The 13,138-nt window shown below is 56.5% G+C and carries 16 protein-coding genes; 6 read left to right on the top strand and 10 right to left on the bottom strand.

The window, feature by feature from the left end; translation table 11 throughout:
• Window positions 1-499: 499 nt before the first annotated feature.
• A complete protein-coding gene (locus tag ACSQ3H_RS05815; RefSeq protein WP_436116170.1) occupies window positions 500-1,834 on the top strand; it encodes a PQQ-dependent sugar dehydrogenase in 1,335 nt (444 codons plus the stop codon).
• A 53-nt stretch (window positions 1,835-1,887) separates the two neighbouring features.
• On the top strand, window positions 1,888-2,040 hold the full coding sequence (locus ACSQ3H_RS05810; protein ID WP_436116169.1) for a hypothetical protein: 153 nt from the start codon (window positions 1,888-1,890) through the stop codon (window positions 2,038-2,040).
• Between the two features lie 87 nt (window positions 2,041-2,127).
• Here the strand turns inward: ACSQ3H_RS05810 and ACSQ3H_RS05805 are convergent, their stop codons facing one another.
• Entirely contained in the window at window positions 2,128-2,442 is a 315-nt protein-coding gene (locus ACSQ3H_RS05805) for a hypothetical protein (protein ID WP_436116168.1), read from the bottom strand.
• Between the two features lie 172 nt (window positions 2,443-2,614).
• Here ACSQ3H_RS05805 and ACSQ3H_RS05800 point away from each other — a divergent pair, with 172 nt between their 5' ends.
• The 3 genes from ACSQ3H_RS05800 (at window position 2,615) to ACSQ3H_RS05790 (ending at window position 3,611) form a co-directional block, all read left to right on the top strand.
• Window positions 2,615-2,950: a DUF427 domain-containing protein gene (locus ACSQ3H_RS05800; protein WP_436116167.1), complete on the top strand. Its 336-nt coding sequence runs from the start codon at window positions 2,615-2,617 to the stop codon at window positions 2,948-2,950.
• A 21-nt stretch (window positions 2,951-2,971) separates the two neighbouring features.
• Complete coding sequence (locus ACSQ3H_RS05795; protein ID WP_436116166.1) at window positions 2,972-3,244, top strand: DUF3175 domain-containing protein; 273 nt, start codon at window positions 2,972-2,974, stop codon at window positions 3,242-3,244.
• 85 nt (window positions 3,245-3,329) lie between these two features.
• Window positions 3,330-3,611, top strand: a complete 282-nt coding sequence (locus ACSQ3H_RS05790; protein ID WP_436116165.1) for a hypothetical protein — start codon at window positions 3,330-3,332, stop codon at window positions 3,609-3,611.
• Window positions 3,612-4,022: 411 nt separating this feature from the next.
• On the opposite strand, the gene ACSQ3H_RS05785 is transcribed toward ACSQ3H_RS05790, so the two are convergent.
• The 8 genes from ACSQ3H_RS05785 to ACSQ3H_RS05750 form a co-directional block, all read right to left on the bottom strand.
• On the bottom strand, window positions 4,023-4,283 hold the full coding sequence (locus ACSQ3H_RS05785) for a hypothetical protein (RefSeq protein WP_436116164.1): 261 nt from the start codon (window positions 4,281-4,283) through the stop codon (window positions 4,023-4,025).
• 299 nt (window positions 4,284-4,582) lie between these two features.
• Window positions 4,583-5,269, bottom strand: coding sequence for a phosphate regulon transcriptional regulator PhoB (gene phoB / locus ACSQ3H_RS05780; protein WP_162701772.1), 687 nt, complete (start codon window positions 5,267-5,269; stop codon window positions 4,583-4,585).
• Between the two features lie 17 nt (window positions 5,270-5,286).
• On the bottom strand, window positions 5,287-6,018 hold the full coding sequence (gene phoU, locus ACSQ3H_RS05775; protein WP_436116163.1) for a phosphate signaling complex protein PhoU: 732 nt from the start codon (window positions 6,016-6,018) through the stop codon (window positions 5,287-5,289).
• A gap of 22 nt (window positions 6,019-6,040) precedes the next feature.
• Window positions 6,041-6,814 carry a phosphate ABC transporter ATP-binding protein PstB gene (gene pstB, locus ACSQ3H_RS05770; RefSeq protein ID WP_436119364.1) on the bottom strand — a complete coding sequence of 258 codons (774 nt, stop codon included), beginning with the start codon at window positions 6,812-6,814 and terminating at the stop codon, window positions 6,041-6,043.
• A 70-nt stretch (window positions 6,815-6,884) separates the two neighbouring features.
• A complete protein-coding gene (gene pstA, locus ACSQ3H_RS05765) occupies window positions 6,885-8,204 on the bottom strand; it encodes a phosphate ABC transporter permease PstA (protein WP_436116162.1) in 1,320 nt (439 codons plus the stop codon).
• Window positions 8,201-9,667 carry a phosphate ABC transporter permease subunit PstC gene (gene pstC / locus ACSQ3H_RS05760; RefSeq protein WP_436116161.1) on the bottom strand — a complete coding sequence of 489 codons (1,467 nt, stop codon included), beginning with the start codon at window positions 9,665-9,667 and terminating at the stop codon, window positions 8,201-8,203. Before pstC ends, pstA begins: the two co-directional genes overlap by 4 nt.
• A gap of 85 nt (window positions 9,668-9,752) precedes the next feature.
• Window positions 9,753-10,796: a substrate-binding domain-containing protein gene (locus ACSQ3H_RS05755; RefSeq protein WP_436116160.1), complete on the bottom strand. Its 1,044-nt coding sequence runs from the start codon at window positions 10,794-10,796 to the stop codon at window positions 9,753-9,755.
• 396 nt (window positions 10,797-11,192) lie between these two features.
• Complete coding sequence (locus tag ACSQ3H_RS05750) at window positions 11,193-11,450, bottom strand: DUF982 domain-containing protein (protein ID WP_436116159.1); 258 nt, start codon at window positions 11,448-11,450, stop codon at window positions 11,193-11,195.
• Window positions 11,451-11,771: 321 nt separating this feature from the next.
• Between ACSQ3H_RS05750 and ACSQ3H_RS05745 the strand changes: the two genes are divergently transcribed.
• The gene (locus ACSQ3H_RS05745; protein ID WP_436116158.1) at window positions 11,772-12,230 is read left to right on the top strand and encodes an NUDIX domain-containing protein; all 459 of its coding nucleotides are present in this window, start codon (window positions 11,772-11,774) and stop codon (window positions 12,228-12,230) included.
• A 29-nt stretch (window positions 12,231-12,259) separates the two neighbouring features.
• On the opposite strand, the gene ACSQ3H_RS05740 is transcribed toward ACSQ3H_RS05745, so the two are convergent.
• Window positions 12,260-13,135, bottom strand: a complete 876-nt coding sequence (locus ACSQ3H_RS05740) for an aldo/keto reductase (RefSeq protein WP_436116157.1) — start codon at window positions 13,133-13,135, stop codon at window positions 12,260-12,262.
• Window positions 13,136-13,138: the final 3 nt, after the last annotated feature.

The following is a 13,138-nucleotide window of genomic DNA, read 5'->3' as shown; positions in this document are numbered from 1 at the left end:
GAACGGATCGAGCTGTTCACCCGGTCAGCCGATGAGAATATCTCACTGCCCGTAATAGCTGCCCAACATAATGACAGCCACACCCGCAAGGATCACGAGCCACAGCCGCAGGAAAACACCCAGCTCTTCGCGGTAGCCAGCAGGGGTGATTTCCGCCTCGCTGGTCCTCTTAGGGGGCAATGTAACCCGCTGTGCATGGTGTATATGCTGGGCCGCATAGTAGATTCCGGAACGCGGAAGCATCGTATTCATCCTTCTTGTTGTCGTGGCTTGTTTTGGTGCGATGAACGCACTCCCGGCGGCCGGGCAAGCACACAACTTCAGGATAGAAAGGGACGAATATTTTTTCGATTGGACCAAAATCGCAAAGATATAAAAATGTTATGGTGAGAACCGCGAGAATATATCAACGCGCAAGTTTGCCACATCACTCACGGCAACTTTGTTCATCTTCGCGCGTTGGGCAACTTGTACAGGGTCTCCATTCACGGGGTCAGCCATGAAAACCGCCTTTGTCATTATCGTGGTGCTGCTGGTGCTCGCGTTGCTCGCAGCGGCCGGCGTTTATTTCTATTCGCAGGAGTCCGCGACTGTTCCTGTTGAACAAGGATATGGCCCCAATCCGACCCTGCCTCCGCCCAATCCCAAACCAATCGCGACAGTCAATATCGCCGAGGCCTCGTCCTGGGCTGAAGGCAAAACCCCGACAGTTGCCGCGGGGATGAAAGTCAACGCCTTCGCCAAGGACCTTGACCACCCACGCTGGCTGCATGTCCTGCCCAACGGCGATGTGCTTGTAGCCGAAACCGACGCACCTCCCAGACAAAACCAGTCCTTCAGCGTTCGCGGCTGGATTGAGGGTTTCATCATGAGCAGAGCCGGTGCAAGGGTTAAAAGCGCTAACCGCATCACGCTGTTGCGGGACGCCGACAATGACGGCGTGGCCGAGATGAAAGAGACCTTTCTTGAGAACCTGAATTCGCCCTTCGGAATGACCCTTTCGAATGGCAAGCTCTACGTCGCCAATACCGATGCGATCGTTGCCTTCCCATACGCCGACGGTGAGACAAAGATCACGGCCTCGCCCGAAAAGATCGCGAACCTCCCCAGCGGTCCGATCAATCACCACTGGACGAAAGACGTGATCGCCAGCCCCGATGGCTCCAGGCTCTACGCAACAGTTGGATCGAACAGCAATGTCGGCGAGAACGGCATCGATGCGGAAAACAACCGCGCAGCGGTCCTGGAGATCGACCTGAACACGAAGAAAACAAGGCTCTTCGCCTGGGGTCTCAGAAACCCGAACGGCCTATCCTGGAATCCCGATAGTGGCGCGCTCTGGGTAGCGGTCAATGAACGGGATGAGATCGGCAGCGATCTTGTCCCGGACTATATGACATCCGTCAAGGACGGCGGATTTTACGGCTGGCCATACAGCTATTACGGTCAGAATGTCGACGTGCGCGTCAGCCCGCAAAATCCCGAGCTTGTCGCTTCGGCCATCAAGCCGGACTATGCGCTTGGTCCGCACACCGCTTCGCTGGGTTTGACATTCTATGTCGATTCACTGTTTGGCCCTGAATACAAAAACGGCGCCTTTGTGGGCCAGCACGGCTCCTGGAACCGCAAGCCGCGCAGCGGGTACAAGGTCATCTTTGTTCCGTTCAGCAATGGCAAGCCGAATGGGCCGCCGAAGGATATTCTGACGGGCTTCGTCGAAGGCGATAAGGCCTTGGGCCGGCCTGTGGGCGTGGCCGTCGACAAGGCCGGTGCTCTTCTGGTGGCGGATGATGTTGGCAACACCATATGGCGGGTCACCCCCTCCGCACCGTGAATCGGGAACCTATTGCACCCTGGTCGGTTAGTGTCGAGAACGGGAGTGCAATCATGGCTGAGTATTCATGGCTTCTGATACTGATTGGCGGGCCCTTCATATTGGGTCTATTGCTGGCGCTCGGAATGAGACAGCGCCGTTTGAGCCGTTATGAACGGGAAGCTCGCGATCAGGCGACCGACCGGATCTATCGCGAAGAGCAGTAATGGTTAGTGCGTCAAGAAGAGCGTCTTGACCTCCGCCAGTAGCGTCTGGGGGCTTCGCCTCGAAAGGTAAGGGCTTTTGTCCATGACCTATCTGCGAACGATTTCGTGAAATTCGTCGCGTTGGCCGGGAACGTCCTCGCCCACCACAAGACCGAGCCCTTCCCGATCGAACAGCGCGAACCATTCATCCCATTCGACCAGACGCGGCCTGCCGAAATCGTCGGGACGATCCGCGCCCTGATCATCATCATCCTCGTAGGCATGCTGGCCGAACTGGATGGAGAGCACCGGTTCGTCATTGCCGATCAAATCTGCCGGATCGCGGATGGCAGGTATGCCCGATCGCCCCGCAGCCCAGTCCCGAATCTCCTGATGGTCCGTAAGCAATCTGGTCTCAGTCATTGGATCTTTCTCCTGTACATTTTCTAACGCGTCAAAAGTACCGGGGTTCCCCGTGTGTAGTAGGCTGGGCACGCGTGCGTTCACAATTTTCTGTCCGCCGGGAACATTTTGCTTCCTCGCGGCTTGAAACTCAACGAAGCCCCGACCAGTCAATTGCGACAAGGAACAGACCATGGATAGCGGCATCACGATCAAACCATATTCCCACCCCGTGACCGTACGATTTCACGATGTCGTTATTGCTTCGACGGAGCGGGCATTGGAACTGCTGGAGCCCGGGCACCATTCCGTTCTCTATATCCCCTTCGATGACATCTATTTCGTCCATCTGGAAAAAACCGATACCAGCACGAAATGCCCTTGGAAGGGAACCGCATCCTATTGGCGGGTCAGAGGCCAAGGAGAGTCGGCGAAGGATGCCATGTGGGCCTATGAAGAGCCGATATCGGATGTCGCAGCGATCCAGGATCATGGGGCGTTCGATCCGAAGAAAGTAACGTTCGAATGAACGATCATTGGAGGTTTCAAAATGGCCGACAAGCCAAAAGAAAAATGGTCCCAGGAGGTCACCGAGCACAGTGACGCGCTAGACCTTGAGGCTCATGTCTTCGAACAGCACGACCCGCACAAGATTGCCGTCTCGCTGAAGCGGTCCGCGGAACACTCCGACCGGCGCAAATCCAGTCCATTCCGGTCCGCCATGTCGATGCTGACTTTCTATATCAACCGCGCAGGTCGCAACCTGCCGGAAAAACAAAAGAGAGTATTGGACGAATTGAGGAAGGAATTTGGCCGCTCCTGACGGCGTGTCCGCTGATAGACATACAATTGCGCTTATCCGTAAACGGCGTACTGTTCTTGCTTGAATAATGCAGAAGGGTACTCGGATGGGCCAAAGGCTGGACCACAAATTGGAATGCGCAAACTGTGGTACAATCTATCTGGACATACCTGCAGACGTAAAATCGAGTTCACCGATACATTGCAGTTCCTGCGGCAATTTTCTTGGCTCGTGGGGCGATCTCGAAACCGATTTCGCCCGGCAAGGTGGACATCACGGCGTCTTCCGCATGGAAAAAGGTGTGATTACCCGGCTTGACGAGCCTGGCCAAGTTCTTCGCGATCCGGCCAACGAGAACACGCCCAAGCCTTCCGACGAGGTCGTCTAGGACAAATTTTGTCTAAGTCGAAGATTTTCCATCGCTTTTCAACGTGCCATTAAGGGCGAGCGCCTTGAGTTTCATGCCGCTCGTCCTCAATAGCCGCCCTGACAGGCCCTGGCGAATTCGTTGCGGGCTTCCGATGAGAATATTCGCCTTCGGCACACTGAAGAAAGGTTTCCCGCTTCATGCCCACGGCCTGAGCGATGCAGCGTTTCTTGGAAATTACCGCAGATCAAAATCTGCCAACAGGACGGCAGTCAGGCAGGCTGGGCATTTGTATTCCTCAAATCGGCGGACCTCGCGATCCCTGTTTATTCGGGTTGCCTGGATGAATATCTTGATGGAAGGTTCATCCCGCCATGGGAACGGCAAAGAGAGTGAAGAAGAGCCCGCCACGAAGTGACGGGCTTTTTTGGATCATTTGTTCTTGTGGCTCTGCTGACCAGCTTTTGCAGGCTGCTCGCTTGTTCCGCCACGCGTCGAACCGGACCCTTGCTGAGTCCTTTTCATCCCTTCCTGCTGTTGCTGGCCGGGCATGTTCTTGTGGCTCTGCTGATCCGCTTTCGATTGCTTTTCCGATGAACCACCACGTGTTTTTTCATTGCTGGGCATATTTTCCTCCTTCGGGTTTTTCCCTCTCCATGCCCTTTCAACCCACGACTCTTCCAATTGTTCCAACGAAAATCATACCGGCGAGGATCAAAAGGCGGATGCTCGGGCGTTCGGCCAACCTGGTGGCAAATGAACGCAATCCTGAAAGTCGGCGCTCTTGCTTGCCATGATCGTCAAATCCTCCAACTCTCGAGAACCATATCGGTCGTCGCTGTTTCCACTTGCTGAGAGTGTCGCTGATGATAATGCGTCAGCATGGCATCATGATGCCATCGAAGTGTTACTGCGCCCTCTGTGCGTCCAATCGGACGTTATACGCAGTAACCGATCGCGGGAGGTGTCACTTCCGTCGTGCCTCAAATAAATTAGCCGAATGAATATCCTGCGCCGCGCACGGTGCGGATCGGATCGATGGAGCGGCCGATATTGATGGCCTTGCGCAACCGTCCGACATGAACGTCGACAGTGCGGTCATCGACATAGATATCCGCGCCCCAGACATTGTCGAGCAATTGCCCGCGCGAGAAGACACGGCCCGGTGACTGCATCAGGAATTCCAGGAGGCGAAATTCCGTCGGTCCAAGCTTCAGCTCGCGTTCCTTGCGGTAGACACGGTGTTGCTCGCGGTCGAGCTTGAGGTCGCCAAAGCTTAGCACGTGCGACAGCAGGCTCGGGTTGACCCGGCGCAACATGGATTTGATGCGTGCAAGCAGCTCCGGTGTCGAGAACGGCTTGACCATGTAATCATCCGCGCCGGTTGCCAGACCGCGCACCCGCTCGCTTTCCTCGCCGCGTGCCGTCAGCATGATGATCGGCAGGATTTCCGTTTCGCGCCTGGCTCTCAGCCGCCGGCACAATTCGATGCCGGAAAGGCCTGGCAGCATCCAGTCCAGGATCAACAGATCCGGCACCTTCTCGCGCAAGGCTATTTCCGCTTCGTCACCGCGTGCGATGGTCTCGACTGCATAGCCTTCAGCTTCAAGATTGTACCTGAGGAGGACGCTCAAGGCTTCCTCGTCTTCCACAACAGTGATTTTGGGAGCTATAGCCATTTTCTACCTTTGAAAACTTAGGATGCGAGATGTTCATCCACCACGATCGTGTGGGATTGATCTTCCTTCGGGCGCTCTGCCGGAAGCTGCGTTCCCGTCACGATATAATAGACTGTCTCTGCTATGTTCGTCGCATGGTCGCCGATGCGTTCGATGTTCTTTGCACAGAAAAGAAGATGCGTGCAGGCCGAAATGTTGCGCGGATCTTCCATCATGTAGGTCAGGAGTTCGCGGAACAATGACGTATAGAGCGCGTCGATCTCGTCATCGCGCTCGCGTACGATATTGACCTGAGCGACCGAACGTGTGGCGTAGGCATCGAGAACATCCTTGAGTTGCGTCAGCGCCAGTTCAGCGATGGTTTGCAATCCGCGATAGACCGAGAGCGTCTGCCTTGTATCGGTAACCGCAACGACGCGTTTTGCGATGTTCTTGCCAAGGTCGCCGATGCGTTCGAGATCCGATGAAATGCGGATTGTGCCGATGACTTCACGCAGATCGATCGCCATAGGCTGGCGCTTGCCGATGATGGTAATCGCCTTTTCGTCAATCTCGCGCTGACCGGCATCGAGGATCAAATCGTCCGAGATCACCCGCTGTGCCAGGGCGTTGTCGGAATTGACCATGGCAGCGACAGCCTGCTCGACCATGCGCTCCGCATGCCCGCCCATCTCGGCGATCTTGTGCGTCAGGAATTTCAGTTCGTCGTCGTAGGAACGGACGGTGTGCTGTGCTGTCTGTTCGGTCATGGTATCAACCTCTTTCCCGGGATCAGCCGAAGCGTCCGGTGATGTAGTCTTGTGTGCGCTTTTCCGTCGGGCTGGTGAACATCATTTCCGTATCACCAACTTCAACGAGATTGCCGAGATGGAACATGGCCGTACGCTGCGATACGCGCGCCGCCTGCTGCATCGAGTGCGTAACGATGACGATCGTATAATTCTCGCGCAATTCGTCGATCAGCTCCTCCACCTTGGCGGTGGCGATCGGATCGAGTGCCGAGCACGGCTCATCCATCAGGATGACTTCCGGGCTGACAGCGATGGCGCGCGCAATGCACAGGCGCTGCTGCTGGCCGCCAGAGAGACCGGTACCCGCTTCGTGCAGGCGATCCTTCACCTCTTCGAACAGACTGGCGCGGCGCAGGCTCTTCTCGACGATTTCCTCGAGTTGCTGGCGGTTCTTGGCAAGACCGTGAATACGCGGTCCGTACGCCACGTTTTCGAAAATCGACTTCGGGAAGGGATTGGGCTTCTGGAATACCATGCCGACACGGGCACGCAGTTCCACCACATCGATCTTCGGATTGTAGATATCCTCATCGTCGAGCGTGATCATGCCGCCGATCTTGCAGCCTTCGATCGTGTCATTCATGCGGTTGAGGCTGCGCAGGAAAGTGGACTTGCCGCAGCCCGAGGGACCGATCAAAGCCGTTACCATCTTCTCCGGCACATCGAGGCTGACACCGAACAGCGCCTGCTTGTCACCATAGTGCACGGTGACGTCCTTGCCCTGCATCTTGATCGCGTTTCCCTGAGCGCTCATTTTGTCATTTACCGCTTTTTCGAGATTTCGTTCCGTCATCAGGTTCATAATTAGAGCCTTTCCCGACCCGTTACCACCGCCGCTCGAAGCGGCGACGCAGAATGATGGCTGTGATGTTCATGACCGCGAGGAAAATCAACAACACGATGATAGCGCCAGACGTCCGCTCGACAAAGGCGCGTTCCGCCTCATTCGCCCACATATAGATCTGCACCGGCAGTGCCGTGGACGGATCGAGCGGCGTAACCGGACTGTTGGCGACGAACGCGACCATGCCGATCAGAAGCAGTGGAGCCGTTTCACCAAGGGCATGCGCAAGACCGATGATCGTGCCTGTCAGGATGCCAGGTGCGGCAAGCGGCAGGACATGGTGGAAAACCATCTGCGTCTTCGACGCTCCGATGCCAAGAGCTGCCGCGCGGATCGATGGCGGAACGGCCCGCAGCGCTGCACGTGTCGCGATGATGATCGTCGGCAATGTCATCAGCGTCAGCACCATACCGCCGACCAGCGAAGCCGACCGCGGCATGTGGAAGAAGTTGATGAAGACAGCCAACCCGAGAAGCCCGAACACGATCGATGGAACAGCCGCGAGATTGTTGATGTTGACTTCGATGATATCCGTCAGCCGGCTCTTCTTGGCATATTCCTCGAGATAGATCGAAGCGGCAACGCCGATCGGCAGGGAAAGACACAGGACGATCAGCATCATATAGAGCGACCCGATGAGCGCGACGCCAAGACCCGATGTCTCGGGGCGGCTCGACGCGCCATAGGTAAAGAGGCCCGTATTGAAGCGCTGGGCCATGACGCCCTCGCCCTTCAGCTTGTTCATCCACTCGACCTGCTGGTCGGAAACCTTGCGGCGGGTCTGATCGACGCTGAGATCGATCTGGCCCTTGAAGGCGGAATCGATATCGGCACCGGTCAGTACCCAGATGTTCTGCGTGGTTCCTATCAGCGAAGGATTGCCGGCAACGAGTTCGCGCAATTGTCCACGGACGCCCTCAGAAAAGAGCTTGCCCAGTTCACGCATTGCCGGCTTGTTCGTCGAGGGAACGCCCAGTTTTTCGGCCAGCGCATTGCGTGCCAGGATCGGATAGTTGGCCGTCAGCAGGACGTTCGGATCGGTCGCACGCTTGTTGTCCGGATCGATGATCTTCGGGTCGAGATTGATCGCGAGATTGACCTCGGTTTGCCAAAAAGCGGTGTAGCCGTTGGAAAACACCGAATACATCAAGGCGATCAGGAAGAAGAGACCGATAGCGATCGCGGCGATGCCATAAAGCTTGAAACGGCGCTCGGCGGCATAACGGCGCTTCAGGCCGATATCACGGCGCGCCGGCCGTGCAGATGCACCAGCAGCAGGATTGAGGGCTATGTCGGTCATTCGTACTGCTCCCGATACTTACGCACGATGTAGAGCGCAAAGATGTTCATCGCCAGAGTGATGAAAAAGAGGGTAAGGCCCAAGGCGAACGCCACCAGCGTTTGCGGTGAGTTGAACTCGAGATCGCCCGTCAGCTGATTGACGATCTTGACTGTGATCGTTGTCATCGCCTCGAACGGGTTGATATTGAGGTTGGCAGCAACACCGGCTGCGAGCACCACGATCATGGTTTCGCCGATAGCGCGCGACGCGGTCAGAAGCAGCGCACCGACAATGCCCGGCAAGGCGGCAGGCAATACGACGCGGCGGATTGTTTCGGACTTGGTCGAACCGAGGCCGAGCGAACCGTCGCGCAGCGATCCCGGAACCGCTGTGATGATGTCGTCGGAAAGCGAGGAAACGAAGGGGATCAGCATGACGCCCATGACGATGCCGGCGGTCAGGACGCTCTGCGCCTGGATAAAGGCATAGCCGCCGGAAAGCGCAGCGCTGAGATCGCGCAGGAATGGACCGACGGTGACGAGCGCGAAGAAGCCGTAGACGATTGTCGGGATACCGGCGAGCACTTCAAGCAGCGGCTTGACGACGGAACGCACGTTGCGGCTGGCATATTCCGCCATATAGATGGCGGCGAACAGGCCGACCGGCACCGCGAACAGCATGGCGACGAACGCGATATAAAGCGTGCCGGCAAGCAGCGGAATCAGGCCGAACTGCCCTTGTGAACCACCGGAACCCGCAGCTGCAAAGCGTGGATCCCAGACTGTGCCGAAGAAGAAAGTCGAAGGTGAAACCGACTGGAAGAAGGTTAGCGTCTGGAACAGCATCGACAGGATGATGCCGACGGTTGTGAGAATGGCGATACCGGACGCCGCAATCAGCGCGCCGAGGATGACGCGCTCGACATTGTTGCGCGCACGCGCCCTGACATGAACACCTGAAAGGCCAAAGGCCGCGCCAGCCAGTGCGAGCGCCAAGGCGATGATTCCACCGATATTGCTTGCCCAGGCCGTGTTCTTGTTCCACTCGACGGCGATGGGGATCATATAATCCTGACCCTCTGTCGCAAGCGCTACGCCCTTGCTCGCGAGGAGCGGCCGCAGCTCTGCAAAGGTTTGCGGAAGATGGGCACGTTCTTCATCGCTGAGCTTGTCGAGGCCGCGAGCGATCCCGCTTACCATGCCCAGCTCGAGACTCTGACTGGCAATGACAGTATCGGCTGTGCGGGCCGGGAGTTCGGCAATGGCCGAGCGTTCCAGATATACTCCGGTTCCAGCGGCCCACACGGCGATAAAAAGGATGGCTGGCAGCGTCGAAGCGAGGAAAACCCACCATCCATGATAATGCGGCAGGGAGTGCGGCTTGACGTTTCCGTCTTCTTTGCGGATAGCGCGCTGGCGACCGATGAAATATCCGGCTGCGCCGATCGCTATGACAATCACAAGCACCATTAAAGTGGACATCTAGAGTTCTTCCCTGTCCCGCAAATTCTCGTCACCCATATAGGCAAACGGGCAGCCGAAGCCGCCCGTTTACGTAAGCCTGAGCTTACTTCTTCATTGTCGCGCCGGCAGCGAATGCATCGCGCTGGGCTTTGCGTTCCGCATCCGGTGCAGCAACCAGACCATACTCGACGAGTGGGCTGTCCGGGCCGATCATCTGATCGTTGAGGAAGAAGTCGACATATTCCTTCAGGCCAGGAATGACACCGAGATGGGCCTTCTTGACGTAGAAGAACAGCGGACGCGAAACCGGATACTTGCCGGAAGAGATGGTTTCCGTGCTCGGAACAACGCCTTCGACAGTCGCAACCTTCAGCTTGTCCGCATTGTTTTCATAGAAAGCCAGGCCGAATATGCCAACACCGGTCTTGTTGGCATCGATACGAGCCAGCGTTTCCGGATAGTCGCCATCGATATCGATTGCCTTGCCATCCTTGCGGATCTTGACGCAGGCAGCAGCGGCAGCCTTGTCATCGAGGCCGAGCTTCTTGATCGCGTCGGCCGCACCAGTAGCTTTGCAGCCACCGGTCATCAGCTTTTCTTCGAAGACTTCACGTGTGCCGTGCTTTTCGCCAGGAATGTAGGCGGCGATATCCCAGTCCGGGAGAGCCGGGTTCACCTGGTTCCACTTGGTGTTTGGATTGTCAACGAGCTTGCCGTCAACAACGAGCTGTGCGGCGAGCGCCGTATAGACGTCCTTCGGTGTCAGAGCCCAATCCGGACCTTTGATATCGGTGGCGAATACGATGCCATCATAGCCGATGCGGATTTCTTCGACGTCCTTGACGCCAGCATCAACGCAGGACTTCAGCTCGCCTTCCTTGATCGGACGCGAGGAATTGGCAATGTCAATCGTGTCTTCGCCGACACCCTTGCAGAATTCCTTGATGCCTGCGCCGGAACCACCGGATTCAACGACTGGCGTCTTGAAATTAGGAAATGTTTCGCCAAAAGATTCGGCAACGATCTTGGCGTATGGCAGAACCGTCGAAGAGCCCGATACCTGGACCTGGTCGCGGGCAGACGCTGCAACCGTCGACGCGCCAACGGCGATCGCAAGCAGTGCGGCTGTAGTTAGAAGCTTGTTCATCGTTTTACTCCCGTTAGAAAACTGTTGAAGTAAGCGCTGTCTACAGAAGGTTTATAACAGTCATGTGACACTTATATTACGGTTTGGTCACAACGTTCGGCCCGCAGAAATGCGCGGCGGAACTAGTTGAAATTGTTCAATTAAATGAATTGTAAGCCGGCTGTGCCAATCGATCGCCAGATAGAGGATCGTCAAAGATTCAACGATTTCAATAACATCCTTCGGGAGAATTGCGACAGCTTTTGCAACCGGAAGCGGGAAAAGCAGTTTTGCACACCTGCGTCAACGCTGCATTGAGGCTGATGCGGGGCTCGGGTTGTAAATTTACGCATGTTGGAGTGGCGCGAGACCGGAATGTCTGCGCATGCTCTCCAGGATTTCTCACGCCACTTCAGTTCACTTCAACGTGGGTTTGCCTATCAGCACACCGGCGCGCTGCGCCGCAATGACGAATGCTTGCCGCGCCTTTGCCGGCGACATCCAGCCCTCGAGTGCATCCCGGCACATTCGCGTGGCACGCCTGTATTCGATCCCTTCCTGCTGCGGCCATTGGTTCTTCAGGCACTCCAACGCCTCCCACACGGAAGACACGAGGCGAAGCCCCATGGCACCGAGACTGATCAATACTGGAGATGAGAAAGATTTATCGTTCATGACCCGCTGCCTCCCGCTTTGTACGGAACAGCGATACTTGCGTAACTCGAATTTGAAATCATAGTTGCACCTCATCAAGAGAATTACGAACTATGTTTCCTCCTGTTCCCCCGGTCTTTTTATTTGGACTTCTGGGATGGATCATGATCTCAGATTTGCATTTTCGTCGCAATACCCCAATTTGGCGGATACACCTATTTCAATCGTCTGTACTATTGTTCGGTTGTCAGTGCGCGCGAGCCGGAGTGGGAGACTGCTGCAACCCCAGATCGATACCGGCTCCAATTGAACCGATCGGCTCTATGTTGGGGAACCAGACCCGTGGCAAAGAAAAGCGCCGGCATTCTCATGTACCGCAAGACCGGCGACGATCTTCAGGTCTTGCTTGTGCATCCCGGTGGCCCTTTCTGGCGCAACAAGGATCTGTCGGCTTGGTCGATTCCGAAAGGCGAGTACAGCGAAGACGAGGATCCAGAAGCAACCGCGCGACGCGAATTCACCGAGGAAACGGGGTTGGTCCCTGACGGAAAACTTCGATCGCTGGGGACCATACGCCAGGCAGGCGGCAAGCTTGTAACCGGCTTTGCCATCGAAGGAAATTTCGACGTCGCAACGCTGGTCAGTAATGTATTCGAGATCGAATGGCCGCCCCGCAGCGGACATCTTCAATCCTTTCCGGAAGTGGACCGGGCGGAATGGTTTTCACTGGCTGACGCGCACCGGAAAATCATAGCGGGTCAGCGCCCGCTTCTCGATCGCCTCGAGCAATTGCTTGCGTGAGGCGTCGCGTAGCCAGCGCGGGCTGGCGATCAACGCGGTTTCCACGCCTTGCCTTCCGCATCGAGCGCCGCGAATTCCTCATCGGAAAGTTCGATTGCGGCAGCTTCAATATTCTGTTCGAGATGCGTAACCTTGGAGGTGCCCGGTATCGGCAGCATCACCGGACTGCGCTTCAAGACCCAGGCAAGCGCAATCTGGCTCGGGCCAGCACCATGAGCCGAGGCCATCTTGTCGAGGAGCGAACCGGGTTTGGCCAGATCGCCTGCCGCAAGCGGGAACCATGGAATGAAACCGATATTGTTGTCGGTGCAATAATCGAGAACGTCTTCGCTGGTTCGATCGACGAGATTGTAGCGGTTCTGAACCGTCGCCACTTTGAAGTGCTTCGATGCGGCCTTGATATCGGCGACCGACACGTTGCTCAGACCAGCATGGCGGATGACCCCGTCATCAAGCAGCTTCCTTACTGCCGAAAACTGCTCGTCGCTCGGCACTTTCGGATCGATCCGGTGCAGTTGCCACAGGCCGATCTGGTCGACGCCAAGCCGGCGGCAGCTCGCATAGGCCTGCTGGATCAGATACTCCGGTCTTCCGAGCGGCGTCCACACATTGGGACCGGTTCGTGTGAGACCTGCTTTCGTTGCGACCAGCATACCGGCGAAAGGATGGAGCGCTTCCCTGATCAGTTCTTCCGAGACGTTGGGACCGTAGGAATCGGCCGTATCGATGAAATTGACGCCGAGTTCAGGAAGACGTTTTAGCGTCCGGATGGCTTCGGCCCGGTCAGCCGGCTCGCCCCATATTCCCGCGCCTGTGATGCGCATGGCGCCGAAGCCGAGGCGATTGATCTCGATATCTCCGCCAATCCTGAATCGACCGGAAAGAGCAGCGTTGGATTTCGACATGGT

The organism is Phyllobacterium sp. LjRoot231 (assembly GCF_964253365.1).
Classification (GTDB): domain Bacteria; phylum Pseudomonadota; class Alphaproteobacteria; order Rhizobiales; family Rhizobiaceae; genus Phyllobacterium.
The sequence above is the reverse complement of the archived record's forward strand: the minus strand, read 5'-3'. Positions and strand labels throughout refer to the sequence as shown.

What these genes read in the sequence shown, in the direction of transcription:
- ACSQ3H_RS05815 (WP_436116170.1), top strand. Translation starts at nt 500, where the DNA reads ATGAAAACCGCCTTTGTCATTATCGTGGTGCTGCTGGTGCTCGCGTTG.
- ACSQ3H_RS05810 (WP_436116169.1), top strand. Translation starts at nt 1,888, where the DNA reads ATGGCTGAGTATTCATGGCTTCTGATACTGATTGGCGGGCCCTTCATA.
- ACSQ3H_RS05805 (WP_436116168.1), bottom strand. Translation starts at nt 2,442, where the DNA reads ATGACTGAGACCAGATTGCTTACGGACCATCAGGAGATTCGGGACTGG.
- ACSQ3H_RS05800 (WP_436116167.1), top strand. Translation starts at nt 2,615, where the DNA reads ATGGATAGCGGCATCACGATCAAACCATATTCCCACCCCGTGACCGTA.
- ACSQ3H_RS05795 (WP_436116166.1), top strand. Translation starts at nt 2,972, where the DNA reads ATGGCCGACAAGCCAAAAGAAAAATGGTCCCAGGAGGTCACCGAGCAC.
- ACSQ3H_RS05790 (WP_436116165.1), top strand. Translation starts at nt 3,330, where the DNA reads ATGGGCCAAAGGCTGGACCACAAATTGGAATGCGCAAACTGTGGTACA.
- phoB (WP_162701772.1), bottom strand. Translation starts at nt 5,269, where the DNA reads ATGGCTATAGCTCCCAAAATCACTGTTGTGGAAGACGAGGAAGCCTTG.
- phoU (WP_436116163.1), bottom strand. Translation starts at nt 6,018, where the DNA reads ATGACCGAACAGACAGCACAGCACACCGTCCGTTCCTACGACGACGAA.
- pstB (WP_436119364.1), bottom strand. Translation starts at nt 6,814, where the DNA reads ATGAGCGCTCAGGGAAACGCGATCAAGATGCAGGGCAAGGACGTCACC.
- pstA (WP_436116162.1), bottom strand. Translation starts at nt 8,204, where the DNA reads ATGACCGACATAGCCCTCAATCCTGCTGCTGGTGCATCTGCACGGCCG.
- pstC (WP_436116161.1), bottom strand. Translation starts at nt 9,667, where the DNA reads ATGTCCACTTTAATGGTGCTTGTGATTGTCATAGCGATCGGCGCAGCC.
- ACSQ3H_RS05755 (WP_436116160.1), bottom strand. Translation starts at nt 10,796, where the DNA reads ATGAACAAGCTTCTAACTACAGCCGCACTGCTTGCGATCGCCGTTGGC.
- ACSQ3H_RS05750 (WP_436116159.1), bottom strand. Translation starts at nt 11,450, where the DNA reads ATGAACGATAAATCTTTCTCATCTCCAGTATTGATCAGTCTCGGTGCC.
- ACSQ3H_RS05740 (WP_436116157.1), bottom strand. Translation starts at nt 13,135, where the DNA reads ATGTCGAAATCCAACGCTGCTCTTTCCGGTCGATTCAGGATTGGCGGA.